The 24,933-nt window shown below is 38.7% G+C and carries 23 protein-coding genes; 16 read left to right on the top strand and 7 right to left on the bottom strand.

From position 1 onward, the window contains the following. Window positions 1-340: 340 nt before the first annotated feature. The 3 genes from MB380_RS12970 to MB380_RS12980 all read left to right on the top strand — a co-directional run bounded on the left by MB380_RS12970 (window position 341) and on the right by MB380_RS12980 (window position 2,383). A complete protein-coding gene (locus tag MB380_RS12970) occupies window positions 341-1,345 on the top strand; it encodes a hypothetical protein (protein ID WP_253523367.1) in 1,005 nt (334 codons plus the stop codon). A gap of 13 nt (window positions 1,346-1,358) precedes the next feature. Beyond that, on the top strand, window positions 1,359-1,901 hold the full coding sequence (locus MB380_RS12975) for a toxin-antitoxin system YwqK family antitoxin (RefSeq protein ID WP_253523371.1): 543 nt from the start codon (window positions 1,359-1,361) through the stop codon (window positions 1,899-1,901). Window positions 1,902-1,963: 62 nt separating this feature from the next. Then, window positions 1,964-2,383 (top strand): hypothetical protein, encoded by a 420-nt coding sequence (locus tag MB380_RS12980; protein WP_253523374.1) that lies wholly within the window; start codon window positions 1,964-1,966, stop codon window positions 2,381-2,383. A 279-nt stretch (window positions 2,384-2,662) separates the two neighbouring features. Here the strand turns inward: MB380_RS12980 and MB380_RS12985 are convergent, their stop codons facing one another. The 4 genes from MB380_RS12985 to MB380_RS13000 all read right to left on the bottom strand — a co-directional run bounded on the left by MB380_RS12985 (window position 2,663) and on the right by MB380_RS13000 (window position 10,091). Then, entirely contained in the window at window positions 2,663-5,617 is a 2,955-nt protein-coding gene (locus tag MB380_RS12985; RefSeq protein ID WP_253523377.1) for a type I restriction endonuclease subunit R, read from the bottom strand. Window positions 5,618-5,862: 245 nt separating this feature from the next. After that, the gene (locus tag MB380_RS12990) at window positions 5,863-7,179 is read right to left on the bottom strand and encodes a restriction endonuclease subunit S (RefSeq protein WP_253523379.1); all 1,317 of its coding nucleotides are present in this window, start codon (window positions 7,177-7,179) and stop codon (window positions 5,863-5,865) included. Window positions 7,180-7,188: 9 nt separating this feature from the next. Further along, window positions 7,189-8,283: a PD-(D/E)XK nuclease family protein gene (locus tag MB380_RS12995; protein WP_253523382.1), complete on the bottom strand. Its 1,095-nt coding sequence runs from the start codon at window positions 8,281-8,283 to the stop codon at window positions 7,189-7,191. A gap of 86 nt (window positions 8,284-8,369) precedes the next feature. Further along, on the bottom strand, window positions 8,370-10,091 hold the full coding sequence (locus tag MB380_RS13000) for a class I SAM-dependent DNA methyltransferase (protein WP_253523384.1): 1,722 nt from the start codon (window positions 10,089-10,091) through the stop codon (window positions 8,370-8,372). A gap of 202 nt (window positions 10,092-10,293) precedes the next feature. Between MB380_RS13000 and MB380_RS13005 the strand changes: the two genes are divergently transcribed. The 4 genes from MB380_RS13005 to MB380_RS13020 all read left to right on the top strand — a co-directional run bounded on the left by MB380_RS13005 (window position 10,294) and on the right by MB380_RS13020 (window position 16,055). Further along, window positions 10,294-10,989, top strand: coding sequence for a hypothetical protein (locus MB380_RS13005; protein WP_253523387.1), 696 nt, complete (start codon window positions 10,294-10,296; stop codon window positions 10,987-10,989). 130 nt (window positions 10,990-11,119) lie between these two features. Continuing rightward, window positions 11,120-11,530 (top strand): hypothetical protein, encoded by a 411-nt coding sequence (locus MB380_RS13010; RefSeq protein ID WP_253523417.1) that lies wholly within the window; start codon window positions 11,120-11,122, stop codon window positions 11,528-11,530. Window positions 11,531-11,545: 15 nt separating this feature from the next. Beyond that, the gene (locus MB380_RS13015; protein WP_253523420.1) at window positions 11,546-14,623 is read left to right on the top strand and encodes a leucine-rich repeat domain-containing protein; all 3,078 of its coding nucleotides are present in this window, start codon (window positions 11,546-11,548) and stop codon (window positions 14,621-14,623) included. A 370-nt stretch (window positions 14,624-14,993) separates the two neighbouring features. Next, window positions 14,994-16,055 carry an acyltransferase gene (locus MB380_RS13020; RefSeq protein ID WP_253523436.1) on the top strand — a complete coding sequence of 354 codons (1,062 nt, stop codon included), beginning with the start codon at window positions 14,994-14,996 and terminating at the stop codon, window positions 16,053-16,055. A 99-nt stretch (window positions 16,056-16,154) separates the two neighbouring features. Here MB380_RS13020 and MB380_RS13025 read toward each other — a convergent pair whose 3' ends face one another. Beyond that, a complete protein-coding gene (locus tag MB380_RS13025) occupies window positions 16,155-16,532 on the bottom strand; it encodes a hypothetical protein (RefSeq protein WP_253523439.1) in 378 nt (125 codons plus the stop codon). A gap of 333 nt (window positions 16,533-16,865) precedes the next feature. On the opposite strand from MB380_RS13025, the gene MB380_RS13030 reads away from it, so the two are divergent. The 7 genes from MB380_RS13030 to MB380_RS13060 all read left to right on the top strand — a co-directional run bounded on the left by MB380_RS13030 (window position 16,866) and on the right by MB380_RS13060 (window position 21,839). Beyond that, window positions 16,866-17,033, top strand: coding sequence for a hypothetical protein (locus MB380_RS13030; protein WP_253523456.1), 168 nt, complete (start codon window positions 16,866-16,868; stop codon window positions 17,031-17,033). Between the two features lie 276 nt (window positions 17,034-17,309). Beyond that, window positions 17,310-18,131, top strand: a complete 822-nt coding sequence (locus tag MB380_RS13035; RefSeq protein ID WP_253523458.1) for an alpha/beta fold hydrolase — start codon at window positions 17,310-17,312, stop codon at window positions 18,129-18,131. A gap of 362 nt (window positions 18,132-18,493) precedes the next feature. After that, the gene (locus MB380_RS13040) at window positions 18,494-18,823 is read left to right on the top strand and encodes a DUF4348 domain-containing protein (RefSeq protein WP_253523460.1); all 330 of its coding nucleotides are present in this window, start codon (window positions 18,494-18,496) and stop codon (window positions 18,821-18,823) included. 478 nt (window positions 18,824-19,301) lie between these two features. Continuing rightward, window positions 19,302-19,583, top strand: a complete 282-nt coding sequence (locus MB380_RS13045; protein ID WP_253523470.1) for a hypothetical protein — start codon at window positions 19,302-19,304, stop codon at window positions 19,581-19,583. Window positions 19,584-19,777: 194 nt separating this feature from the next. Further along, window positions 19,778-20,155, top strand: a complete 378-nt coding sequence (locus tag MB380_RS13050) for a hypothetical protein (protein ID WP_253523471.1) — start codon at window positions 19,778-19,780, stop codon at window positions 20,153-20,155. A gap of 830 nt (window positions 20,156-20,985) precedes the next feature. Continuing rightward, window positions 20,986-21,267: a hypothetical protein gene (locus MB380_RS13055; protein WP_253523473.1), complete on the top strand. Its 282-nt coding sequence runs from the start codon at window positions 20,986-20,988 to the stop codon at window positions 21,265-21,267. 194 nt (window positions 21,268-21,461) lie between these two features. Next, the gene (locus MB380_RS13060) at window positions 21,462-21,839 is read left to right on the top strand and encodes a hypothetical protein (protein WP_253523471.1); all 378 of its coding nucleotides are present in this window, start codon (window positions 21,462-21,464) and stop codon (window positions 21,837-21,839) included. 646 nt (window positions 21,840-22,485) lie between these two features. Here MB380_RS13060 and MB380_RS13065 read toward each other — a convergent pair. Beyond that, on the bottom strand, window positions 22,486-22,971 hold the full coding sequence (locus MB380_RS13065) for a hypothetical protein (protein ID WP_253523475.1): 486 nt from the start codon (window positions 22,969-22,971) through the stop codon (window positions 22,486-22,488). A gap of 132 nt (window positions 22,972-23,103) precedes the next feature. On the opposite strand from MB380_RS13065, the gene MB380_RS13070 reads away from it, so the two are divergent. Both MB380_RS13070 and MB380_RS13075 read left to right on the top strand, forming a co-directional pair. Next, window positions 23,104-23,934, top strand: coding sequence for an AraC family transcriptional regulator (locus MB380_RS13070; RefSeq protein WP_253523477.1), 831 nt, complete (start codon window positions 23,104-23,106; stop codon window positions 23,932-23,934). A 73-nt stretch (window positions 23,935-24,007) separates the two neighbouring features. Beyond that, window positions 24,008-24,505, top strand: a complete 498-nt coding sequence (locus tag MB380_RS13075) for an SgcJ/EcaC family oxidoreductase (RefSeq protein WP_253523479.1) — start codon at window positions 24,008-24,010, stop codon at window positions 24,503-24,505. Window positions 24,506-24,599: 94 nt separating this feature from the next. Here the strand turns inward: MB380_RS13075 and MB380_RS13080 are convergent, their stop codons facing one another. Beyond that, window positions 24,600-24,806 carry a hypothetical protein gene (locus MB380_RS13080; RefSeq protein ID WP_253523481.1) on the bottom strand — a complete coding sequence of 69 codons (207 nt, stop codon included), beginning with the start codon at window positions 24,804-24,806 and terminating at the stop codon, window positions 24,600-24,602. Window positions 24,807-24,933 lie beyond the last annotated feature (127 nt).

Consider the following 24,933-nt stretch of genomic DNA (forward strand, 5'->3'; position numbering starts at 1 on the left):
ATTACTTTTGAGCAGACTGTCCCGAATACCGCAAAAAAATACCTCTCATAAAAGGTGCTAATCACTGTACTGAGTACCTATCCAATGTATATGTTGATACGATAAGAATTGCGTATTATCATAAAAATGTCAGTAATGGTAAGTTGAAATTAATAGTAAATTTTTAGTATAATGAATTACATAAACCACCTCATTATGTTAGAATTATCAATCTATTGCAAAGAGGGGAAATTCTATTGACAACTAAAGATTTGAAATGTAAAGAACAATCAAATTTTACGTTAAGAGTAAATGACTAAACCAACGTATTACATTTGCAGACACACAGAAATAAAGCTGAATGACACCCACCTTAAATAGCGATATAAACAATCCTTGTTCTTGCATCGTCGAAGCGTTTCATGAGCTTTTTCAATTGAATATGAAAATCCAGAAAACCCTAAAATTGCTATCCATAATTATTATTCTTGCCGTAGTGTCTATTTTCTACTTTCATAAAGAGACCATATTAATAACAAGGTTTGGAACTACCCATTGGGATTTGTATAAATCTGACTATAAAACCTTTAAACACCAATTCAAAAAACCAAATGAAATATTTCAAAAGGAAGGTGTTTATGAGCTTTCCTGGGACGGAGATTGCAACTATTACTTATATAATCATAGAAAGGATAGACTTGAACCATTTGAGGTAGACGATGTCATTACTAGCCATACCTGGAAATATGAGAATGATTCTACTTTTATGTTAGAAGGCTATAAATATAAAACATTATCCTTTACACCTGATTCTATTGTTTTACTCTGGACAAATCCAAATTGGATTGATACATTGATTCTAGTCAGGAGTAAGAAAATGTATAAGAAACAGCCCATCGGCCATAAAAATATGCTGGAGTTATCAATCGACTACAAGGAAGATAAATTTATATTAGAAATTAAAGATTTGAAATTTAAAGCATATTCAGATTTCTACTTCTTTGTAATTGATACCGGAATCAAGGAAAAGAAAAATGTCCTTCTGGAAAATCAGATAGAAAACTTCAAAAGCTGGAAAAATCAGATTTCAGGACTTGCTTCTGGTGAAATTTACTTACCTTTTGATTTTTCCGATCAATATCTTGGGTCTTTTAAACTCTTGGTTAAAAACGGAGAGTATCTGTTAAGTTACGGCTATTTTGATACCATACCAGCCGCATCTCCATCTTATTGTCGCCCTTTGAAACTTACGGCTAATGACAATTTCGTTGAAGACCTCCCGGCTTTTAATGTCAACAAAAATGAAATGATTAAGGATATCGATAGGATTATTTCTTTTCTTAATAAAGAATTAGCTGAAGAATGATAATTTTTTAAGAATGATAAAAACATCCCCCTACTACCGTATAATCAGGTTTTCTTTAATGTTATTGTCTGTAATGCTGCTATCGTGCCATGATAGCCAGCAAAAAACAGAAATAAAATGGCAAACCTTAGCCAATGGTGAAAAGAAACCCATGGGCATGCTTGTTGATAATAAAAAGAAAGGTATGTGGATCGAATACCAAGACAATGGTGAAATTGGAGTTATAAGGTCGTATAATAATAATATTCTAAATGGACCTTGTATGTATTTTGGTTCAGATGGTAAACTTTATTCTAAAAAGGAATATGTCGACAGTACTTATCATGGAGAGTATATAGTTTACAATTGTGATAGTAAATGTATTCGATTAAAAGGGTTCTATGACCATGGTAAGCCAGTGAAAGTCTGGGATTTTTATCCTCCCTGCGACTGTCGCCTAAGTAGAAGAGTTGATTATGGAGAAGACGGCAATAAGAATGATACACTGATAGAAAATCATATTGAGCCTATATTCCCAACCGACCATTATAAAAATTTTAAGATTGATAATCAATAACTATCCTTTAATCATCTATTTTTATCTGGATAAAGAATTAAACTGCCAATAGATAAGACAAAATGATTAAAATTGAATTCAAGGAAAACCATGAAAATAGGGCTCATGAGGATAGTATCATAGAATTTCCAACCTTAGGCAAAAAGCTAATAGGAGATACTTTTTGGTTTGCAGTTGATGTTGAACCAGAAATTTCGTATGAAAAACTGATTCAAAATATTGTATCTGAATTTCTAAAAGATTTCAATGCGATTAAGAAACTTTCTATCAAACGCTCATATATGTGGTTTTTTCATACTTTTGATGAAGGAGATCATGGAGTTGTTTTAACTAATATGGATAATTTCAGATTAAAGCTGAGTTTTGTATTTAAGTTTAGAGGTCACCCTCAAGAATATTCTTTTCAAGACGAAGAGTACTTGTTAGAAAGAGAACCATTTTTGATTGAAATGGAAAAAGAAATAAATAAATATCTGGTCTGATAATAAATGAATCGAAGTGTTTTTATCATGTGAAATAGTCAAGCTTTTTTAAAACAGACCTACGAATCAGTTTCATATAAAATACCTATAAAACCACTTCTGCTTTTTCTATAGACTTAAATAATTTAACAAATTACAACAATCTTAAAAGCAGGTATTTCAATAGTCCAAATGCCATAGTTGAAATTAATCAACTTGGGTTAATTCCGGTGTTTAACTATAAACTTGAATTCCAGCAAAATAATATGTAACCTAACCAAATAAGACTTTTATCACTTTTCAACGGAATTTCATTCCCATATACTGCCGATACATCAAATCAGCAATATTGGGTTTGATTCCGGGTGATTCTACGGTTTTGTAGAAATCAAAGTTATCATTAATGTACTCCAGAAAGATTTTGCTCATCATTTCGTTCCAGTATTGCCTTTTATTGGCCTCTGAGTTATCTCCTTCCATTACTTTCCTGATTTCTGCGCTCTGGCTCATCCTTATATAAACATTGTTCAGATGAATCCTGTCTTCTTCTTTCAGGTTTACTCCATGCACCTCATTTATCTTCCTGATAATTTCAGACAGTAAACTGTTCTCTTCTGCGTCTTTACCTTTGGCTCCGCTTTCTGCCATCGGGTCCAGCTCGCCCGCTTTGTCGTCCAGTTTAAGCTTCATTTCTTCTTGTTTCTGTAACCTCAGGGACTCTAAATCAATCGCATCGGTAATATCAACAGTGGTACCTATACGTTTGGGTAGTTTCTTCTTCAGGTATTTCAGGAAAATAAAAAGCTTTTCTAATTCAGCATCCTGAAAATCCATAATCTGAGAAATATAGCTGTACAACCGGCAATAAGCATTTATTAAAGACCTGTATTCTTCGCGCTTATCAATTAACTCTATTTCCTGCCATTTTTCTACGGCCCGGTTCAGGTACGGCTGGAAGGCCTCATCTGATTTTCTTTCTGAAAAGAATAATTGACAGAACTCATCTAATTCATATTTAGTAAACAAATGAAACGACTTTATTTCAGAATCTAATTCATACAATTTATAGGAGTCTGTTTCACCAGTTAGGATGGTTGAGGTATAAAAAGGCTGAAATGCCTCAATTATTTCTTCCGGCTGGTTTACAAAATCAAGCACAAAGGTATCTGTCTTGCCGGTGGCTTTTCTGTTTAGTCTGGATAACGTTTGTACACATTGCACGCCACCCAGCCGTTTGTCGACAAACATGGTATGGATGAAAGGTTCATCAAACCCTGTCTGATACTTGTTAGAGACAATTAATATCCTGAACCGGGGGTCTTTCAGTCCGTCAGGAATAGAAACCCCTCCTTGCAGCCCGTTTTCGGTATTTAATGAACCCTCCGTGTGTTCTTTTCCATCTTTTTGAATGCTGCCACTGAATGCCACCAGACAAGAGAAGGGTAGCCGGAGCGCCTTCATTTGCTTAAGCATTTCCTGCTGGTACAATACGCAGTGTTTTCTTGACCGCACCACTACCATAGCCCTGGCCTTCCCCCTGATTTGCTTCTGAGTTTGGTGCATAAACTGATTGAGTATAATTGCCACTTTTTGTCTGATGGTTTCAGGGTGAGAATCAACAAAATTCATTAATTCTCTTTTTACTTTTCCTTCCGGTAGTTCCAAATCATCCTTACCATCTTCCTGCTTCAATTTAAACCATCTTTTGTAGGGCATATAATGCGCCAGCACGTCTAATGTGTAGCCCTCAAAAATTGATTGCTTCATGCTATAAGAATGAAAAGGCACAAACTGGCCAAGCTCATTCTTTCTACCAAATAGCTCAAGGGTTTTGTTTTTGGGGGTGCCTGTAAAACCAAAAAACGATATGTGCTTTTGCCGCCCGCGGCTCAATAGCTCTTTTGTTAGTATATCTTCATAGTCTTCTTCCTCGTCTTCGTCAAATTCATTGAATGACAGCGACTTCTTTAATTTCTTTGCCGTCTCGCCTGTTTGCGACGAGTGTACTTCGTCTATGATCACCCCGAAGGTTCTACCCTTTAGTTTAGACATGGCATCGGCAATTACCCCAAATTTCTGAATGGTGGTAACTACAATATCATTCCCTTTGGCAAGGGCATCTTTCAGTTGCTCTGAGTTTTTATCTATTGCCTTTACAACCCCCGCCGTCTGTTCTAAATCTCTGAGGGTTTTCTGTAGCTGTTTGTCTAAAACTTTTCTATCGGTTACTACTATAATGGTATCAAACAGCCTTGTTTTTTGGCTTGAGTTCTGGTAAAGAGAAGTAAGGGTATGTGCCAGCCAGCCAATGCTATAGCTTTTGCCCGACCCTGTTGTGTGCTGAATAAGATAATAATGCCCTGCCCCTTCTGCTTTAATTTGTGTTTTTAGTTTACGGATAACATCCAGCTGGTGGTATCTCGGAAATATCAGTAAATCTTTTTTCTTCTCTACTACCCTGCCCAGTTTTTCATCCCATTCTTTTTCAGTTTCGGTGGTTTCCAACACAAAGTTTTCAATGATATCTAAAACTGAATTGGGGCTAAGCACTTCTTTCCAGAGGTAAGAGACTTTGTAATCGTTGGCAACAATGGGGTTTACGATGTCGCGGTTATAGGGCCAAAACCGGGTGTCGGGGCCTTTCAGCTCTGACGCCATGCCCACCGTGTCGTTATCTACTATAAAATGCACCAGCATACGCTTAAACTGTAACAGTGGCTCATTTTTAGGGTCTCTGTCAAACTGATACTGCCGGCTTGCGTGGCTGATGTCTTGCCCCGATAGCTGATTCTTCAGCTCAATGCCAATAATGGGTATGCCATTGATAAACAATACGATGTCTATCGATTTTTCATTGGCCTTTGAGTAATGCAATTGCCTCACAATACTTAACCTATTACACAAATACTTAGCCTGATGCTCAGGATTCAGCCCGCTTTTGGGCTCAAAGTAGGTCATATCAAAGTACACGGCTCTATCTTTGATGCCTTCTCTGAGTACTTTTATAAGGCCGTCTTTCTCAATCTGGGTAGATAACCGCTGCAGCAGCTTTTCATCTGCTTTCTCGCCAAACTGTACCTGCCAGCGCTCATAGCTTTCAGGCTGTGAAGATTGAAGAAACGCCAGTACCTCAGCGGGTAGCAGGCAGAGGGTTCTATCATAATTACTAAAATGCAATGCGGTATACACCAGACCATTATTATCGGTTGATGTGAGATATTTTTCTATGTATTCTTCAAATCTTTTTTCAGTCATTGTCAGATAATTATCAAGTTGTTCTATCTAATCAGGCTGAAAGCCCTTATGTTTAGTGTCTGGGTATGGTACAGGTTTTTTCTATTTACTTATAACTAAATTAATTATTTCTGCCGATATGGAGGTATTTTGACGATACCGAATCTGAACTAAAACATTTGATGGTTTCAGTTGATTGATGCTTATTTTAGAAAACAACAAAAAACTAAAATAACCAACCGTCTTGTTTTAATTTTTTAAAACATTTAAAATACTTTTATCTTGCCCGTAACCACATTAGAAATCAGGCTTTGACGATACTCTTTGAGCTTTTCTATTTTTTGGGTTTCAATTTCAATGCTTTTATCTATTATAGTTGTTTGGTTGTCTAAGAATTTTACAATATCCTTTTGTTCAAATAATGGTGGAAAAGTAAAACAAAAATTCCCTAAATTTTCCATTGATAAATTTGGTTGCGCCGATTGTACGGCATCAATCCAAATTTGTTGTTGTAAAATACTTGATGATAACCAATACCAAATATATTTTACATTATGATTTTCTTTTAGTCTAATAAATGAAACCGCTTGATTAGTATTTGCCGGGATAAATTCCTTAGTGAGAATTGCAACCTTCCCAAGTGTTGCACCCGCTATCACCACAAGAATATCATTTTCAAGCAGTTTTGACCTACTTAATATTTTATCTGTTTCATTATCAATAAAAAATGATGGAAATAACATCACTTTATTGTCGCTAATATTTTCAGCTTTTAAATACCTGACTTCTCCCTCATCTAACAACTCTCTACCAACTGTTGAAGGGGTTGTCCCTTTACTAATAATTTTTGAAATTTGTTTAATTTTTTTTCTCTCCCAATGCTCAGGTATTTCCCCAATCCAATCAATACCAGAATCTTTCATGGGGGCATCGGGGTTGAGGCCTTTGGTTACAACGTGGTTTATCAGGGCACTTCGTTGTTCTTTTAAAAGCTCAATTTTTCTTTCTTTTTTTATGATTAATTCATCAATTAAGGCTGTTTTGTGGTCTAGGTAATTTACTATTGCTTGTTGTTCTTGAATTGGAGGAAGAACAAATAAAATATTCTGTAACTTTTCCTTAGTTAAGTGTGGTATACTAACTCTATTTACCGAAGAGTCATAATATCCGGTAAAATAATGACAAATAGAATGATATAAGAAATACTGAGACAAGCCATTAATTATTGATACTCTATTCACAGAGTTTTGAATATAACATTCATTCAATTCATCATTCCAAATACAAGTTCTACCAACATCACCACCTTCATTTATTAATAAATCATTCTTTCTTAAAAGATATAATTGTAACTCTCTTTCTGAAAACCACATTTGCTTTACATCTGAAACATCAACTTTTTCATTTTGAATATTTTGGCTTCTTAAATATGGTTTCAATACGAACCCTCCTTTATCATCAATAGTAAGCATTTTGCCTAATGTAATAATAGAGAAATATTTTAATGGGATTATTCTCCAATGACTAGGAATCTCTCCAATCCATTCAATATTTGAGGGTTTGTATGAAGTGTAGGTTTGCATATATTTTAGTTAATTAAGATCTTTTAGGTCTTTTAAAAAAGGTACCCATTCATTTTGTACAGATACTCTAAATTCCTCTTCAAACTTTTCAAAGTTCTCTATATTCAAGTCATACATTTTAAAAACCATAGATGCCCAAATCGCGCTATCACCTTTTGTGTCTGGGACCAATAGAGTGGAATATTTACTCAAGACACCTGAGAACCTTCCATGTCCATCCTTATGCCATTCCTCCACCCAACTTTTATTATCCGCAATCCAGATATTGAGAACAAGTTTACTTATATCATTATCGCTAAAGAAAATATATCCATATAAACTCAGGTCGTTTACTTTAAAGGTAATTGAGTTCCCTTTCTGAACAGTGAATTTTACATGACCCTTAAATAACTCTTTGGCCACAATTTTGACTTTATTAATATAGCTGGTATGAACTTCATTGAGTAATTGCACCAACTTGGTTATTTTATCACTATTCATTGAAATAAATTCAATCTTTTCGGCAAGATTCTCCACGATTTGATAATGACTTTTTAATATTTCTATAAATGATTCAAAGTTTACTTTCTGTCTTTCTGTAAGAGATATGTTTTCAGATTTAAAATTTCTCTCGACACTTTCAAATAAATTCTGATGTGTAATGGTATAAAAATTTCCCACTTTTTCAGGTAAGTTTACCACAGAAAGAATGATGCATTCATTGCAGTTTAATCGATTGTGGCTTTCATAGCTATCCAGTTTATTATAAATATCAGCATATAATTTATTCTCAATTACTATTCTATTTTCATCGTCTTTAATGATTAAATCAATATACTTACCGTCATCAGTTTTTATTTCTCTATGAACTCTAACTTTTTTATAGTCATGAAATGAGACACCAAAATTTCTTAGTTCTAAAAGGGATTTCAGGAATAGTCCACCCAGGCCATGAGATTCAGATGGCGTAAAAAAATAAGCATATAAATTACTAACAGGTAATTCCTTATTATTGACTTTGGCCAGCTCTAAAATATTGGGTTCATATACTTCATCTGCTTTGAATAAAACAGCGTTATTTAGTAAGACTTCAACATCAAAAGTTTCGTTATTTTTATTCAGCATCGGTGTTTCTATGTTTTAGTATCTTTACAGGGTATGGTTTAATTCTTTTTAACATTTGCCCTAAGGCAAACAAGGCTTCAGGTTATTTATTTTGATATTTCATCTTCCAGTATCATTTTAAGCAGTCCGTCGCTTTCTTCTTCCAGTTTTAGTAAATCGGCCGTAATTTCCTGCAATGTTCTGAGGGGCTTATACTGGTAAAAATACTTTGTAAAGTTAATCTCATACCCTACTTTGTCTTTGCTTCTGTCCATCCAGGCCTGGGGCAGGTGCGGTTTTACCTCGGTTTCAAAGTAGGCATCAATGTCGGTTGCCAAAGGTATTCTCTCAAAGTCTCTCAGGCTGCCATCTACTTTGGGTAGCTTTGTTTTTTTGTCAATAACCTGCAGGCCATTCTCGTCAACCAGCGGTTGCTCAATGGTTACTTTTGTGTATCCAAAATAGGAGTTTGCAAAAATCTTGCTGTAAGCGTTTTCTTCAAATGAGAGGTAGGTTTGCAGTATTTCTTCTCTTTGGGCATCGGTAATGTATTTTCTCTTACTGCCTAACGATTTCTTCATGGTCTGGTGCAGCTCGGCGGCATTAATCAACTGCACTTTACCTTTTCGGTGGGGTTTCTTTTGGTTGGTAACTATCCAGATATAGGTGCTGATACCCGTATTAAAAAAGAGCTGGTCGGGCAGGGCAATGATGGTTTCCAGCCAGTCGTTTTCAATAATCCATTTTCTTATGTCTGACTCCCCCGAGCCGGCATCACCCGTAAACAGCGGAGACCCATTGAGTACAATGCCTATGCGGCTGCCCCGGTCTTCCATTTTTGATATCATGTGTTGCAGAAAAAGCAAAGCCCCATCAGAGCTTCTGGGTGTTCCTGCCACAAACCGGCCCTGCGGGTTTTTGGCCTCTGTTTCTACAAACTCCTGCTCCGATTTCCACGACACCCCATAAGGCGGATTGGAAATCATGTAGTCGAAGGTATTACGCTGTAGTTTGTCTTCAGACAATGACGAACCCAAATGAATGTTATCGGGGTTCTGGCCCGTAATGAGCATATCAGATTTACAGATAGAGTAGGTCTGGGGGTTGAGCTCCTGCCCATACAGCCGGATATCAATATTGGGGTTGATGTTCTCCAGAATCCAGTCTTTGCCCACCGTGAGCATACCACCGGTGCCACAGCAGGGGTCGAATATAGACCTGATTTTTCCATCGCCCTGCAAATCTTCTTTGTTTTCAGAGAACACCAGCCCTACCAATAGCTTAACCACATCGCGCGGGGTGTAGTGTTCCCCACTGGTTTCGTTGCTCATCTCTGAAAACTTGCGGAGCAGCTCTTCAAAAATCTGGCCCATTACATGGTTAGACACCACATCGGGGTGTAGGTCTATTTCTTTAAATTTAGCAATAAGCAGGTATAAGCGGTTGTTTTTAATGAGCTTTTCAACAGGTTTTTCAAGCTGAAAGCTGTCTATGATTTCAAACACATTTTTAGAATAACCATTCAGGTAATTCTGAAAATTGATTTTCAGGCTATTGGCAGTAAGTGTCGATAAATCGTATTGCGAATGGTTATAAAACTTAAGGTTGATTGCGTTTTCAATAATGGGGTCCAGGTTATTAATCTGGTCTTTGTAGGTGTTGTAGAGGTTAAAAACTTTGTCTTTGTGGGGTTCAAGCACGCAGTCCAGGCGTCTTAAAACAACAAAAGGGAGGATAATATCGCCGTATTCATGCTGTTTGAAAAGGCCTCTGAGCACATCGTCACACACATTCCATATAAAGGAAGATACTTCTTGGTGGTTTGCCATAGTCAGGTTAAAAGGAAATTTTGTTAAGCATGGCAATATAAAAAGATTAGAGATAATATAGAAAAATACTTTTATTGGCACGGCAGATGAGCCGCTGCCCGAGGCCAGTTATAATGAATTAAAAAATATCTGATTTGACAGGTTTTATCTTTTGAAATTCAATGAGAAACAATTACTTTAACGCACCAAAAAAAACAACCCAATGACTAAAATTTACTCCTACGTGCTGCGATTCGACGATGGCTCTGCCCCCAACCCTTTTGGCGGAATATGTACCCTAACTATTTGTAAACCGGTAATCAGAAGAACTGCCCAGGTGGGCGACTGGGTGATTGGAACCGGCTCAAAAAACGTGGTGATTGAAAAAGGGACGCGCCCCATTGATTTTTCAGACAGCCTGGTATATGCCATGAAAATTACCGACATAAAAACCTTACAAGCGTATGACGAGTACTGCAAAAAAGAATTGCCTGTAAAAATTGTAAACTGGGAGTCTGAGGACTGGCACCTGAAAGCAGGCGATTGTATTTATGATTATGCTACGGGCGAGCCGGTATTGAGAGTGAGCTCACATGACAAATGCCACACACCAACTGATTTAAGCGGGCAAAATGCCTTGCTATCTGACCACTTTTATTACTTTGGCCTTGAAGCACGGCGCCTGCCGGATGAGTTGAAGGACATGATTAAAATCAGCAAAGGACATAAGATAATAGAACAGCCCGCGCTTGTGGCGGCATTTGAAAATTGGATTGCACAATTTGAGAAAAACAAGCTTTACGCCGACCCCCAACGGAGATGGTTCTTTGACAGGCCAATAACAGAAATGGAAGCAAGCCAATGTGCCAAAGAAAAACTGGAAACGGAAGAAGATGATATGGAAGAAAGGCTGTGTTAATTTACTTTAACAACTACTGAATATTGTAACCTTTAAACCCATTCACAGATATGACCAGAATTAAGTACTCAATTATTGTTTTATTGGCCTTATTAACTTCTTGCTCTGACTTTGAACCTTCCATCTACTTATGAGTGCTGATGCTAAACACAAACACCTGGACCTGGTACAGGGGGTTATAAGCCGTATGGCGCAAAATTCTTTTATTATAAAAGGCTGGGCTATTACCATTTTAACAGGTTTACTGGCTTACGGCACCTCAAAGCCCGAGACGCCCTTCATTAAAATAGCGTGTTTAAGTATTGTGCCCACGCTTCTATTCTGGATTCTCGATGCCTTTTACCTGAGCCTTGAAAAACAGTACCGGCAGTTGTTTGATGCAGTAAGAAAAAAAGACAACGATAAAATAGATTACAAAATGGACGTAACTGCTTTTAAAAAAGATAAAAACAGCTGGCTAAATATTTTTGCCTGCAATTTATCTCTGTTGTTCTTTTACCTGCCACTGCTGCTATTACCTTTTATAATTGCCTGTTTTTAATTTACACTTTTGCGCATGAGCCGACTAGCTATTGAATTAATTGAAGAAAATATACGCACCAAAAACCCTTTTCTGGACTTAGGCAACTGTGGCCTGGTAGGTGAACTACCCAATGAAATTCTGAAATGTAAAGATTGGCTGGAAAGGCTGAATTTAGGCGTTTATTATTTTGACCCAGAAAGCAAAATCTCTATTCCATCAAAAAACAAGGGAAATAGAAATAAAATCAAGGGTAAGGGGTTGGATGCTTTACAAAACCTGCCCCAATTACAATCTTTAGACCTTCACTATAATCAAATTCAGGATATTAGTTTTTTACAAAACCTGTCCCAATTACAATCTTTAGACCTTAGCTCTAATCAAATTCAGGATATCAGCTTTTTACAAAACCTGTCCCAATTACAATCTTTAGACATTAGCATTAATCAAATTCAGGATATTCGTTTTTTACAAAACCTGTCCCAATTACAATCTTTAGACCTTAGCTCTAATCAAATGCAGGATATTAGTTTTTTACAAAACCTGTCCCAATTACAATCTTTAGACCTTAGCTTTAATCAAATTCAGAATTATAGTTTTTTACAAAACCTGTCCCAATTACAATCTTTAGACCTTCGCTCTAATCAAATTCAGGATTATAGTTTTTTACAAAACCTGTCCCAATTACAATCTTTAGACCTTCGCTATAATCAAATTAAGGATATTAGTTTTTTACAAAACCTGTACCAATTACTATCTTTATACCTTAGCTCTAATCAAATTCAGGATATTCGATTTTTACAAAACCTGTCCCAATTACAATCTTTAGACCTTAGCTCTAATCAAATTCATGATGTCAGCTTTTTACAAAACCTCACAAGGCTTAGTTTCATAGACATCAGATATAATCCAGTTCAGAATATTGGAGAAGGCTTTAAACAGTTTATCCTGAATAATACAAATTTAGAAGAATTTTACAGCGACCCATTACCCGGTATTCCTGCTGGTATTGAAAAAGGAATTGATGCACTCAGAACTTATTTTAAAGAGTTAAAAAAGCAGGCTGAAAGACATCCAAACAGGTCTTTTAAAATAATACTCATGGGTAATACGCGTGCCGGTAAAAGCCAGCTATTAAATTATCTGGTGCGGCAAAGTTTTGATGACCCTTCCATCAGCACGCACGGCATCAAAATTGAAGAGTGGCAAACAAGCATCAACAATGATGCGTATAATATAACTTTTTATGATTTCGGCGGGCAGGATTTCTACCATGCTACGCATAATTTATACCTGAGCCACAAGGCCCTTTACCTAACGCTCTGGAACACCGAAAACGAACAGAGCAACTCAGAACAGAATCTGCATTTAGGCTACTGGCTTGGTAATATTCTGTTCTACCTTCTATCAGACACTGAAGCCGACACCGCTCAGCAATTAATGCAAAGCCATGTTTGGTGCATACAAAGCAAAGCAGACCTGCAAGAAAACCAAAGGAAGCTTTTGCAAAGCCAGCTTGACTATCAGGTAAGCCCCAACGGAAATTTTTACCTCAGCATAAAAAATGCCTTTGATGCCGATGCCTACTGGCAAAAAGAATGGCAATATTTTAAAGACCATTTGCTGGCGCAAATTGCCGGCTTGTGCAAACAGGCAGATTTACTTACGGCGTCAATGGTGGCCATTAAAGAAAAAGTGCTGAAAACCTATAGAAACAAAGAACTATTGGTGGTTAAGTACGATGATTTACTGAACGATTGCCGGGCAAATACTGGGGCTTCTGATGAACAGATATATAATGCCTTATTGGTATGGGATGCGGCGGGTTATATTCAGTACTACCCAAAAGATGCTGTATTGAAAAACTACATTTTCCCTAATCCGGCGCTTCTGTCTGAAACCGTTTTCGGTGTTCTGGAAAATAAAAAAATGGAAACGAAAGGTGGTGAGTTTATGCAAGCAGACATAGATGAAGTACTAAATAAACAGGAAATTGAAACACAAGATTTATTCAGTAAAATCTTTATTGACCTGCTGTTGAATTTTGAAATAATATTTGAGAAACCCGGCCAACCCGGCACTTATGTAGTGCCGCAGTATTTGCCACCACAAAAGCTGGAAACCTTTCTGCTCGATATCATTCCGGTTACTTTAGTGATTCGCTTCAAAGACTATATGCCTTTCTGGCGTATATCTAACTTTATTACTCAGGTAGGCGCGCTTCCTGCTTCAAATGCACACTACTGGCGATACGGCATTTTATACAAGCTGCAAGACTGCACGGTGCTGATACGCATGCAAAGGGCTTTTGGGGCAGAAAGCACAGAAAACCAGAAGGTGATGATTCATATTGATGGGCCTGCTGATATAAGAAGCAAACACCTGAGAGAAGTATTTGAGTTTTTTACATTGACCGAAAAAAGAATACAACTGAGTTTTGCAAAACCGGCGTTGGATTTACTGTCTGAAGAAGTACAGCCAAAAAGACAAAAGTCGTTTATTGAACGAATTGAGTTGTCTGACGACGGCCATCAGTTTTTTAATGTGGCTGAGCTACTGAACCACATTGATGATACCAAATATTGTAAAAATCAGGATGGTAAAATTAAGCCTATCCCACCTATATTTTACCCGGTGCTAAATAAAGAGAATAAAACCCCCAAGCGTATTTTCTTTTCGTATGCTCATGCCGATGCCGTTTATCGCAAACAACTGGAAACGCATTTTGCCGCCCTGAAAAGAGATAAATTAGTGGAAACGTGGTTTGATTTGGAGATATCGCCGGGTGAAGAATGGGATAAACGAATAATGGAAGAAATCCAACGGGCAGATATTGTGCTGGCGCTCATCAGTCCAGATTATATAAATTCTTATTATATATGGGAGAAGGAAATTCCGAACATAACGCCCGATAAAACGTTGATACCTATTTTTCTTCGCTATTGTGATGTACCCGAGTCGTTGAATAAATATCAGGGCGCGCCGTTTGATTCAGAATCGAAGGATAAAAAAGCAGGAATAAAATGGATATTGTCTGACCATTGGAAGTTCATAGATGAGGCGTATCTGGAGGTAGTGAAAAAGGTAAAATCTGTTTTGGGAGCAGGTAGCTGATCCTGAAAATCCCGTCACTGCAAATTAAGAAACACAGAGCCGAATTATCAGATACCCCAATACGCTCAACACCCAACACTCTTATGCCCTCCAATGGGTTTTACAACCTCTCCGTTCGCAGCGGGTTTTGACAGGTAAATGGCATCACCCCCCCACTTTCAAAAAAACTTATTTAACGGTTACATTTTTTTAATCGGCGCTTTTGAGGTGTTTTATTGGCTCCGGATGGGCCTTTAAGGCGTTTTCTGCCTACTTATTACTTCTGCTGCCTGCCCTTGTAGGCTACCCGCAACCTGCTGACTACTAGCATTGTATAGGTTTATTAGATACATTTGTTAATCCCGATTTTGCAACATTACGAAACCCAAAAATGCTAAAAAAGACCAATCGCTCATCTAATATTGAGCTGCTGCGACTATTCGCCATGCTGTACATTGTAGTTTATCACTTTATTCTACACTCGGTTATCCCTACTTCTCCAGAACTCGACTACCTCATCAGGCCCATAATTGGGGTGCTGCACATTGGGGTTATCTGTTTTGTGCTCATTTCCGGCTATGCGGGCATCAGCTTTTCGCTGAAAAACCTCGTGAAACTTCTGATTCTTTGCTCGGTTTACTCTACGCTTATTTATCTGGTGGCGTGCCTCATCAGGCCCGATTTATTCGGTTTCAGAAGTCTGCCCTTTTCGTTGCTGCCGCTGCAATGGTGGTACGTGCGGGTATATGTAGGCCTGTACCTGCTTGCGCCGCTCATTAATATACCGCTCCAGACGGCTACCAGACGCCGAAAACTGCTTTACATTGCCCTGTTGGGTGTGGTATCGTGCATACTGGGGCAGTTTACGGGTGTGCTGGCCGACGGAAAAAACGTGGTCAATTTTATATTTCTCTATTACGTGGGGCATTACATCAGGCATCATCTGCGGGTTATTCCGCGCCGCATAGTACTCATTTACCTGGCTTATAATGTGGCTGTTTTCTTCTCGGTGCTGGCCCTGAACGCCTACCCCACCCTGCGCGACCAGGTGTTTCGCAGCCTGTTTTTCTCTTACAACAGCCCCGGGCTTATTATAAGCGGTATATTGTTTTTTCTTTGTTTTCTTAGTTTTCAATTCAATTCAGGCTTTGTGAACCGCATGGCAGCTTCGGTTTTTCCGGTTTATCTGCTCCATGAAAACAAGTACCTGAGCCATTATCTTTACGACTTTGTAGGTAGCCTGAAGGCGTACGTACCGCAACCGGCACTGCTGATGCTGGTATTGGTACTGCTGGGCGTGGTGGTTATTTTGGTTTGCGTGCTGATTGACAAGGTGCTGAGCCCCGTTATATCGCGGATTACAGACGCCGTTACCCATTCAAGGCTGTTTGAAAAAATTTCGGATTTTTCAGACCCCCTCCTGGCGCGTATCAAGAAGCCCGAAGTACAATAGGCCATACACCCGGGCTGACACTAACACGCCCGGCTGGCCCTCCGCATACAGGCGGCAGGCAAACCGGGCTGGGTATTTGGGGCAGCAGAACCAGCCTGACTACTGGTTACTGGCCGAAGGCTTGCGTTTCCGGAGCAGGTAATGCCGCATCCCTTGTTCGCCAAGTGGAAAAGCATACGCCTGTACAAAATCATAGCCGTTCCGGCTCATGAAATTGAGGGCATCTACCATCGACTCGAACTTGATTATTTTATCGTTTTCGTCGCGCACCACGGCCTGTTTGGGGTCAATGACACGGCTCTTTTGTCCGTAGTCAAAGTCAATTACCATTCTGGTTTGCTGAACCCGGTTAAAGCCTGTGATGGTCATGTACTCAGCCTTAAGGTCTTTCAGGGGGATGTCGTCAATGGATTGAGCGAAGCCGGCAGAAGCCACAAAAAACAAGGCAAGCGTTGCGATAAATCTGGATTTTGTCATGGTGGATACGTTTAGTTTATAAACAGTTAATTGAGTGCCGGCAGAAAGCTGCCTGTGTAGCTAAAGTTAATAAACGTTAACCTGTATGGGCTTGTTGCATGGCCGGCGAATGCCTAAAGATTATTTTTTTAGAATTATGTTAATCAGCCCTTAATTTTAGTAAATTAGAGGCAGGCGGCGGCGCATATTCACTTTATCCATTGCAGCTTCTCTCCTCCCAAAGCCATTGCACGCGGAAAATTTGCTAAAAAAGACTTACGATAACTAAAGAAATACCACAGGGTAGTTGAAAACTGCTGGGAGCAGGCACTACAGACAACATTTATGTATTTTATGAAAACATGGGCAATAAAAATTATTCTGATTGTGGCAGGCATTGCGCTGATAAATCTGTTATCAGGATATGGCCTGCCCGATTACGCGCGTTACACCGGCTTTGTTTTACTTATTGGGTTTGTCTTGTGGATTAAAACAGGTAACCAGCCCATCAGCAAACCCTGATGCTGGGTTCGTTTCCATCCGCGTTCGGCTCAATGTTAATTTAGTCGGTGTGTAAAGCGTTCACTGAACGCATTTTGATTTCTGGTTTTAATGGATTGTTGTAAACCAATCTACTTTGCATATAAAAAGGCTCTATTCCGATTCAGTATCTAACAAATTTGGATTGTTAAGGAAAAAAGTACAATCCAAAGCGAAAGCTGTCCATTTCAGGGACTCAGAAATTGCCTGAACTTTGTAACATCAAAAACAAGTTAATAACCATTAAATTTTAAAGACATGAACAAGTTTACAGTAAAAGACGGCACAGAGATTTATTTCAAAGACCTGGGTGAAGGACAACCGATATTTTTTCATCATGGATGGCCGTTATCGTCAGACGACTGGGATGCACAAATCATGTTTTTCCTGGAAAAAGGATTCAGAGTAATATCGCACGACAGAAGAGGCCATGGCAGATCTACTCAAACGTATAAGGGCAATGATATGGACACCTATGCAGCAGATGTGGCAGAATTGGTTGAGTTTCTGGATATAAAGGATGCCATACATGTTGGCCATTCAACCGGAGGTGGTGAAGCCATCAGATATGCCGCACAATACGGTAAAGACAGAGTTGCCAAAGTTGTATTAATAAGCGCTATTACGCCTTATATGATAGCCGACAAAAATAACCCGGATGGAGTACCGCTTGCCGTTTTTGACGATATCAGACACAATACACTTCATAACAGACAGCAGTTTTATCATGATATTACATTCCCTTTCTACGGCTACAACAGAGAAAACGCAGTGATAAAAAAAGGAATACAAGACAACTGGTGGAGACAAGGAATGATGGGGGGTATAAAAGCACATTATGATTGTATCAGAGTTTTTTCTGAAACCGATTTTACCGAAGACCTTAAAAGTGTAAAAATACCTGTTTTGGTTCTTCATGGTGACGACGACCAGATTGTACCTTACGCCACTACCGCAGTAAAAGCCGCAGCATTACTAAAAAACAGCAAACTGATTATTTATCCGGGTTTCTCGCACGGTATGCCCACAATCAATGCCGATGTAATTAACGAAGACATCTTATCTTTTATAAAAGAATAATAATTAACAGGCACAAAAGTACCAATGAATGGGCAGCCCCGAGGCCGCCCATTCATTTGCTTAAAGATTGAAGCCCAATTGTAGTATCAAAATTCAGACGCTACGTATGGTTCTCCCAGAGCGTATATTTGATTTTTGGTTTTGTGGATGAAGGTGATGGTGGTTTATCACCTTATGCAGAGTCCCCTCCTTTTCGCAAGGCCAATGCGCGGGAGACTTTGCTGGTACCTATAAAGTCGATTCATAAAAGTTTTTAATTTCTTCAACACGTGAGATTTGTATTATTGTTACTGGTTTTTATAATATCAATGAGTTGTAATAACCACTCGAAAGAATCTGCCAATAAAATAGTTAGTAAAGGCATGAATTTAAAAGAAGAGTCATTCGATGACTTTTTTCATAGATTCAGCAGGGATTCTGTTTATCAGAATAGCAGGATTAAATTCCCTCTACTAGTAATCATTGATGATATTGACGAAAAAGAGCAAAAATTAATTACTCAGAAAGATTGGGGATTCTTTGACATTGCCAAACTTAGTAAACCAAAGTATATTCAAACTGTCGAAAAAATAAACTCCCAGGAATACCACCTTACAATACAAATGGAAGATACCGGAGTTTATGTGGTTTATGTATTTAAAAGAGAGAAAAATAGTTGGATGCTTACTCAAATGATTGATAGTAGTACTTAACAACCCTGTTCGGCTAAATATCTAAATTTAGTCGGTGTGTCAGGCGTTCTCTGAATGCATATTTGGTTTTTGGTTTTATTGGATTGATATAATTTAACCAATTTATCCAACGCAGAGTCCCCTCGCATTTCACAAGGCCAGCACACACGGGAGACTCTGCTGATACCTCTGCACATATTTTACATAGCACTCATGAAAATTACAAGGAATTATTCCGAATAAAAGATTATGAAAGTTTTCAACTCAAAGGCTTTTTCCTGCCACTTTCTGAAATTCGTTAGATTGGTAACGCACTCACCTCTGTTCGGCTAAATAAAAAAGAAGAAAAGTAATGAGATATATTTTAAAGACAATTACCTTTATAAGTCTACAAATATTTATAAATTCCTGTACTAATAAATGCGTTGTTGCCGATATAGAAGTTAGTGAATTATTAAGTACAGTAGCTAAAGATCAGTGAATAGATTATTGTGAATTATTGAAATCTGCTTTATCGGGAGATATAGATTCAATTAAAAAATTATCATTATTAGAATTTAATGATGCTGTTAGATATGTTCACGGAGCTGTTATTGTAGATTTAATTCTCCAGATAGGGGAACAAAAGTATTTAGGATCTATTTTATCAACAAATCAAGAGCAAAAATATTTAATAAAGACCTATTTAGATATTGGTTTAAGCTATGGAAATAATCCAAAAGTAATGGGTACGGAATTACAAGATATCTTTCCCAGTATCTATGCTTTTTTGAAAAAATAATATCCTATAATGGAGTAAATTAATTCCACCCACCGCAAGCAGAGTCTCCTCGCTTTTTGCAAGGCCAAGGATTTAAAGAATATATAGCTAATTTATCGAATACCTTGAAATCGCAACTGGATATTGATCTAAACGAGATTTTAGTAAAGACCATCAATTAATTTTCAAATACCAATTTTACCATTAAACAACTCATGAAAGCACTTTTAATCTCTATTTTATTTTTTTTAACAGCAAGTTGCGCTAGTCCTGACCTGACTAATTCCGTTTGGATATGCACCATCGATGATAGATGTACAGACACATTAAAATTTGAAAGTAATAATCGTGTAACACACTATAGTTGTCAAATGAATTATACTTTCAAGAGTACTTTTGATATCTCTAAAAACGTAGTAACAATTTCCGTGAAAGATGAGTCTCGCGAAGGTAAACCAGAATATGCAAGATTGAAATATCATCTTGGTGATAATGAATTATATCCTATTAGCAATGAAGAACTAGTCAATGGCAAATGGATAAAGCCTAACGCGCAGTTGGCTAAAAAGTATATATTTAAGAGAAGTAAATAATCCAGTATCGGGCTAACTGTCCATTATTTCTTAGGGTTATAATGTATTTCAGGACAGGATATGCCCCTCTGTTCGGCTAAATTTCTAAATTTAGTCGGTGTGTCAGGCGTTCTCTGAACGCATATTTGATTCTTTGGTTTTATTGGATTGATATGATTTAACCAATTTATCCAACGCAGAGTCCCCTCGCATTTCACAAGGCCAGCACACACGGGAGACTCTGCTGATACCTCTGCACTTATTTTACAAAGCACTTATGAAAATTACAAGGAATTATTCTGAATGAAAGATTCTGAAAGTTTTCAAGTCAAAGCCTTCTTCCTGCCACTTTCTGAAATTAGTTAGATTTGTAATGCACTTACCCCTGTTCGGCTAAATATCTAAATTTAGTCGGTGGGTCAGGCGTTCTCTGAACGCATTTTTGGTTTTATTGGATTGATATAATTTAACCAATTTATCCAACGCAGAGTCCCCTCGCATTTCACAAGGCCAGCACACACGGGAGACTCTGCTGATACCCCTACACATATTTTACATAGCACTCATAAAAATTACAAGGATTTATTCCGAATGAAAGATTCTGAAAGTTTTCAAGTCAAAGGCTTTTTCCTGCCACTTTCTGAAATTCGTTAGATTGGTAATGCACTCACCCCTGTTCGGCTAAATAAAAAAGAAGAAAAGTAATGAGATATATTTTAAAGACAATTACCTTTATAAGTCTACAAATATTTATAAATTCCTGTACTAATAAATGCGTTGTTGCCGATATAGAAGTTAGTGAATTATTAAGTACAGTAGCTAAAGATCAGTGAATAGATTATTGTGAATTATTGGAATCTGCTTTATCGGGAGATATAGATTCAATTAAAAAATTATCATTATTAGAATTTAATGATGCTGTTAGATATGTTCACGGAGCTGTTATTGTAGATTTAATTCTCCAGATAGGGGAACAAAAGTATTTAGGATCTATTTTATCAACAAATCAAGAGCAAAAATATTTAATAAAGACCTATTTAGATATTGGTTTAAGCTATGGAAATAATCCAAAAGTAATGGGTACGGAATTACAACATATCTTTCCCAGTATCTATGCTTTTTTGAAAAAATAATATACTATAATAGAGTAAATAAATTCCACCCACCGCAAGCAGAGTCTCCTCGCTTTTTGCAAGGCCAAGGATTTAAAGAATATTTAGGTAATTTATCGAATACTTTGAAATCGCAACTGGATATTGATCTAAGCGAGATTTTAGTAAAGACCATCAATTAATTTTCAAATACCAATTTTACCATTAAACAATTCATGAAAGCACTTTTAATCTCTATTTTATTTTTTTTAACAGCAAGTTGCGCTAGTCCTGACCTGACTAATTCCGTTTGGATATGCACCATCGATGATAGATGTACAGACACATTAAAATTTGAAAGTAATAATCGTGTAACACACTATAGTTGTCAAATGAATTATACTTTCAAGAGTACTTTTGATATCTCTAAAAACGTAGTAACAATTTCCGTGAAAGATGAGTCTCGCGAAGGTAAACCAGAATATGCAAGATTGAAATATCATCTTGGTGATAATGAATTATATCCTATTAGCAATGAAGAACTAGTCAATGGTAAATGGATAAAGCCTAACGCGCAGTTGGCTAAAAAGTATATATTTAAGAGAAGTAAATAATCCAGTATCGGGCTAACTGTCCATTATTTCTTAGGGTTATAATGTATTTCAGGACATGATATGCCCCCCTGTTCGGCTAAATTTCAAAATTTAGTCGGTGGGTCAGGCGTTCTCTGAACGCATTTTTGATTTTATTGGATTGATATAATTTAACCAATTTATCCAACGCAGAGTCCCCTCGCATTTCACAAGGCCAGCACACACGGGAGACTCTGCTGATACCTCTGCACATATTTTACAAAGCACTCATGAAAATTACAAGGAATTATTCCGAATGAAAGATTCTGTAAGTTTTCAAGTCAAAGGCTTTTTCCTTCCACTTTCTGATATCCGTTAGATTTGGAATGCACTCACCTCTGTTCGGCTAAATATCTAAATTTAGTCGGTGTGTCAGGCGTTCTCTGAACGCATATTTGATTCTTTGGTTTTATTGGATTGATATAATTTAACCAATTTTTCCAACGCAGAGTCCCCTCGCATTTCACAAGGCCAGCACACACGGGAGACTCTGCTGATACCTCTGCTCCTATTTTACATAGCACTCATGAAAATTACAAGGAATTATTCTGAATGAAAGATTCTGTAAGTTTTCAAGTCAAAGGCTTCTTCCTACCACTTTCTGATATCCATTAGATTGGTAATGCACTCACCCCACCCTCTCCCAAACCAACCAGGTATGCCAGCAATGCAGCACAACGAAAACGGCTGAAACAGACAGGTAATAAAACCAACGGTAAGGCAGCTTGCAATAGAATGAATCGGCCATGAGGGCTATGCCTGCCAGCCAGATAAAGGGCGTGTAGGCCGGGGCCATGAAACCCCACAGGCTTTGGCTCCAGGGGCTTTGGGGGTAGTCAATCTGGGCTATCCAAGCTGCAAAATAGAGTGCCAGCCCTGCCAGATAGATTTTAAAACCGGCTTTCCGGTGTAGCTTACTGATGGGCAGCGGCATGAACAAGGGTAGTGCAAATACCAGTATTCTTGTAGCGTTTTCGGCATATTGCAACCAGACGGGAATATGGCTCCTGAAAACATCGGGCTGAAAAGCCGCCGGAAGTCGGCTGGTAAACAGGCCGTCCCATAGCATCACAGGCAGCAGGAACAGCACACAGTTGAGCAGGTATTTCTTCATCAGGTAATACATAGGCCACAAATTATGCCCCGCCGCCATCAAAATCAATGATAAAACTCATAATACCACTTTAAGCTGTTAATTTTTTTAATATATTGCTCTGCGTTTGCCGTACCAACCTGTTAATCAGCCATGATACACATTTACCATCAGCCTCACCCTGCCCTTCGGGCATTTGTGAACAATATCATGGTTTTCAGGCTTCAGCTCCCCGGCGCTGTGCCTGCACCGGTTTTGTCGTTCCCGCCGCTGCCCGAGCAATGCCTGTATTTTTATCCGTTTGGCGCGCCTGTGGGCGAATACCCCCATCTGCAAAAATCTGTCCACCTGCCCCGCAGCATTGTAGTGGGGCCGCAGGCAACGCGTATCAGGCTACACATGCGGCAGTCGAACTACACAGTAAAGGTGGGCTTTCAACCTGGCGGACTTTACAGGCTGCTGGGGATTCCGATGAGTGAGTTTCCGATGGATGAGTCGCTCGACAGTGCCTACGTATTGGATGCCTACACCGGCTCGCTGGCCGACCAACTGGCCGAAACGCCCGATGCGGCAGATGCCATTGCGCTGGTAGAACAATTTCTGCTTCAAAAATTGAGGCTGCTACGGCCCGCCCTACCGATAGACCGCGCCTTGCCGCTGCTCATCAGGCAGGGAGGGCTGATGAACGTTGATACCATGGCGCACCTGGCTTGTGTCAGCACGCGCCAGTTGGAAAGGCAGTTTATGCAGCGTGTGGGGCTGGGGCCAAAGTTTTTTGCTCGCCTGACCCGCTTTGCCAGCGCCTGGGTGCTGAAAGAAAACCAACAGTACCTGAACTGGACCACCATTGCCCACCAATGCGGGTATTTTGACCAGATGCACCTCATCCGCGACTTCAAGGCTTTCTGCGGGGTGTCGCCGCGCATGATAGAAGAGGAGTTCAGGCAGACACCTTTTTTGCTGAAAAACCGCCTGCCCGGCTGACAATGTCGGATTTGTACTATTTATGCCCTGCCGCAATGTATAGTTTTGCCAGCAACCAAACATAAGGCAAACAATGAAATACATGATTTTAATGCTGGGCTTATGGCTGCCCTGCACCCTTGCAGCCCAAACCAGAACCCAAGACCAGGCCGCTGTTGAAAAACAGGTGGAGGCCATTATTAACAGCTGGAATCGCCACGATTACAGCGATATGCCCACCTATGCCACCGAAGACTGCGACTGGGTGAATATTGTAGGTATGTGGTGGCAAAACCGCAAAGAGGTAGAATATGCGCATGAGGTTTTTCATAAAGGGATGTTCAGAGACGTAACCCTGAAGATGGACAGCGTGAAAACCCGTGTAATAACCCCTGATGTGATACTGGCCCGGGTTTACAAAACCATAGGAGCCTATAAAAGCCCTTCTGGCACGGTTTACCCCAAAGCACAAAACCTGCTGATGCTACTGTATGTAAAAAAGAATGGCAAATGGCTGCTAACCGCAGGCCAGAACGTAGTAGTAAACGAAGCCGCCCAAAAAAGCAATCCGGTTAATAAGCTGAGGCGGTAGAAGAATTAACGGCCTGTGTTTTGCTTTTTATTTAGGGCAGAATACAGGCATATTTTTTGGCAGCGGCGGGCTGGTAAAAGCGGTTAATGATACATCATTTGTGCGTTATTTTATGCCCGTCTTTATAGTTGGCTTTTACATATCTGACAAAGCTCTCTGTGTCTCTCCTTTCAAAGTCTGAGCCAGAAACAGGATGTTCATTTCTATATCCATCATTCCTTGTATCAAAAGCACTCAAGTCTCCTTGTGCATACACAAATCCGTTGTTACTTTTCTGATATTTTTTCGTCTGGTTTTTCATTTAACAAATTTATATAATGGATTTTGTTCAGTAATATCAATTATTCTGAAATCATCTCCAATTTTCACATCGGTACTTATTTCACAAAAAGAAACGAATAAATCCTGATTAAAGTTTTTTAATCGGT

The organism is Emticicia sp. 21SJ11W-3 (assembly GCF_024138715.1).
GTDB classification, from domain to species: domain Bacteria; phylum Bacteroidota; class Bacteroidia; order Cytophagales; family Spirosomataceae; genus Emticicia; species Emticicia fluvialis.

Excerpts from the sequence above, each read along its gene's own strand:
- MB380_RS12970 (WP_253523367.1), top strand. The coding sequence starts at position 341 with ATGACACCCACCTTAAATAGCGATATAAACAATCCTTGTTCTTGCATC.
- MB380_RS12975 (WP_253523371.1), top strand. The coding sequence starts at position 1,359 with ATGATAAAAACATCCCCCTACTACCGTATAATCAGGTTTTCTTTAATG.
- MB380_RS12980 (WP_253523374.1), top strand. The coding sequence starts at position 1,964 with ATGATTAAAATTGAATTCAAGGAAAACCATGAAAATAGGGCTCATGAG.
- MB380_RS12985 (WP_253523377.1), bottom strand. The coding sequence starts at position 5,617 with ATGACTGAAAAAAGATTTGAAGAATACATAGAAAAATATCTCACATCA.
- MB380_RS12990 (WP_253523379.1), bottom strand. The coding sequence starts at position 7,179 with ATGCAAACCTACACTTCATACAAACCCTCAAATATTGAATGGATTGGA.
- MB380_RS12995 (WP_253523382.1), bottom strand. The coding sequence starts at position 8,283 with ATGCTGAATAAAAATAACGAAACTTTTGATGTTGAAGTCTTACTAAAT.
- MB380_RS13000 (WP_253523384.1), bottom strand. The coding sequence starts at position 10,091 with ATGGCAAACCACCAAGAAGTATCTTCCTTTATATGGAATGTGTGTGAC.
- MB380_RS13005 (WP_253523387.1), top strand. The coding sequence starts at position 10,294 with ATGACTAAAATTTACTCCTACGTGCTGCGATTCGACGATGGCTCTGCC.
- MB380_RS13010 (WP_253523417.1), top strand. The coding sequence starts at position 11,120 with ATGAGTGCTGATGCTAAACACAAACACCTGGACCTGGTACAGGGGGTT.
- MB380_RS13015 (WP_253523420.1), top strand. The coding sequence starts at position 11,546 with ATGAGCCGACTAGCTATTGAATTAATTGAAGAAAATATACGCACCAAA.
- MB380_RS13020 (WP_253523436.1), top strand. The coding sequence starts at position 14,994 with ATGCTAAAAAAGACCAATCGCTCATCTAATATTGAGCTGCTGCGACTA.
- MB380_RS13025 (WP_253523439.1), bottom strand. The coding sequence starts at position 16,532 with ATGACAAAATCCAGATTTATCGCAACGCTTGCCTTGTTTTTTGTGGCT.
- MB380_RS13030 (WP_253523456.1), top strand. The coding sequence starts at position 16,866 with ATGAAAACATGGGCAATAAAAATTATTCTGATTGTGGCAGGCATTGCG.
- MB380_RS13035 (WP_253523458.1), top strand. The coding sequence starts at position 17,310 with ATGAACAAGTTTACAGTAAAAGACGGCACAGAGATTTATTTCAAAGAC.
- MB380_RS13040 (WP_253523460.1), top strand. The coding sequence starts at position 18,494 with ATGAATTTAAAAGAAGAGTCATTCGATGACTTTTTTCATAGATTCAGC.
- MB380_RS13050 (WP_253523471.1), top strand. The coding sequence starts at position 19,778 with ATGAAAGCACTTTTAATCTCTATTTTATTTTTTTTAACAGCAAGTTGC.
- MB380_RS13060 (WP_253523471.1), top strand. The coding sequence starts at position 21,462 with ATGAAAGCACTTTTAATCTCTATTTTATTTTTTTTAACAGCAAGTTGC.
- MB380_RS13065 (WP_253523475.1), bottom strand. The coding sequence starts at position 22,971 with ATGAAGAAATACCTGCTCAACTGTGTGCTGTTCCTGCTGCCTGTGATG.
- MB380_RS13070 (WP_253523477.1), top strand. The coding sequence starts at position 23,104 with ATGATACACATTTACCATCAGCCTCACCCTGCCCTTCGGGCATTTGTG.
- MB380_RS13075 (WP_253523479.1), top strand. The coding sequence starts at position 24,008 with ATGAAATACATGATTTTAATGCTGGGCTTATGGCTGCCCTGCACCCTT.
- MB380_RS13080 (WP_253523481.1), bottom strand. The coding sequence starts at position 24,806 with ATGAAAAACCAGACGAAAAAATATCAGAAAAGTAACAACGGATTTGTG.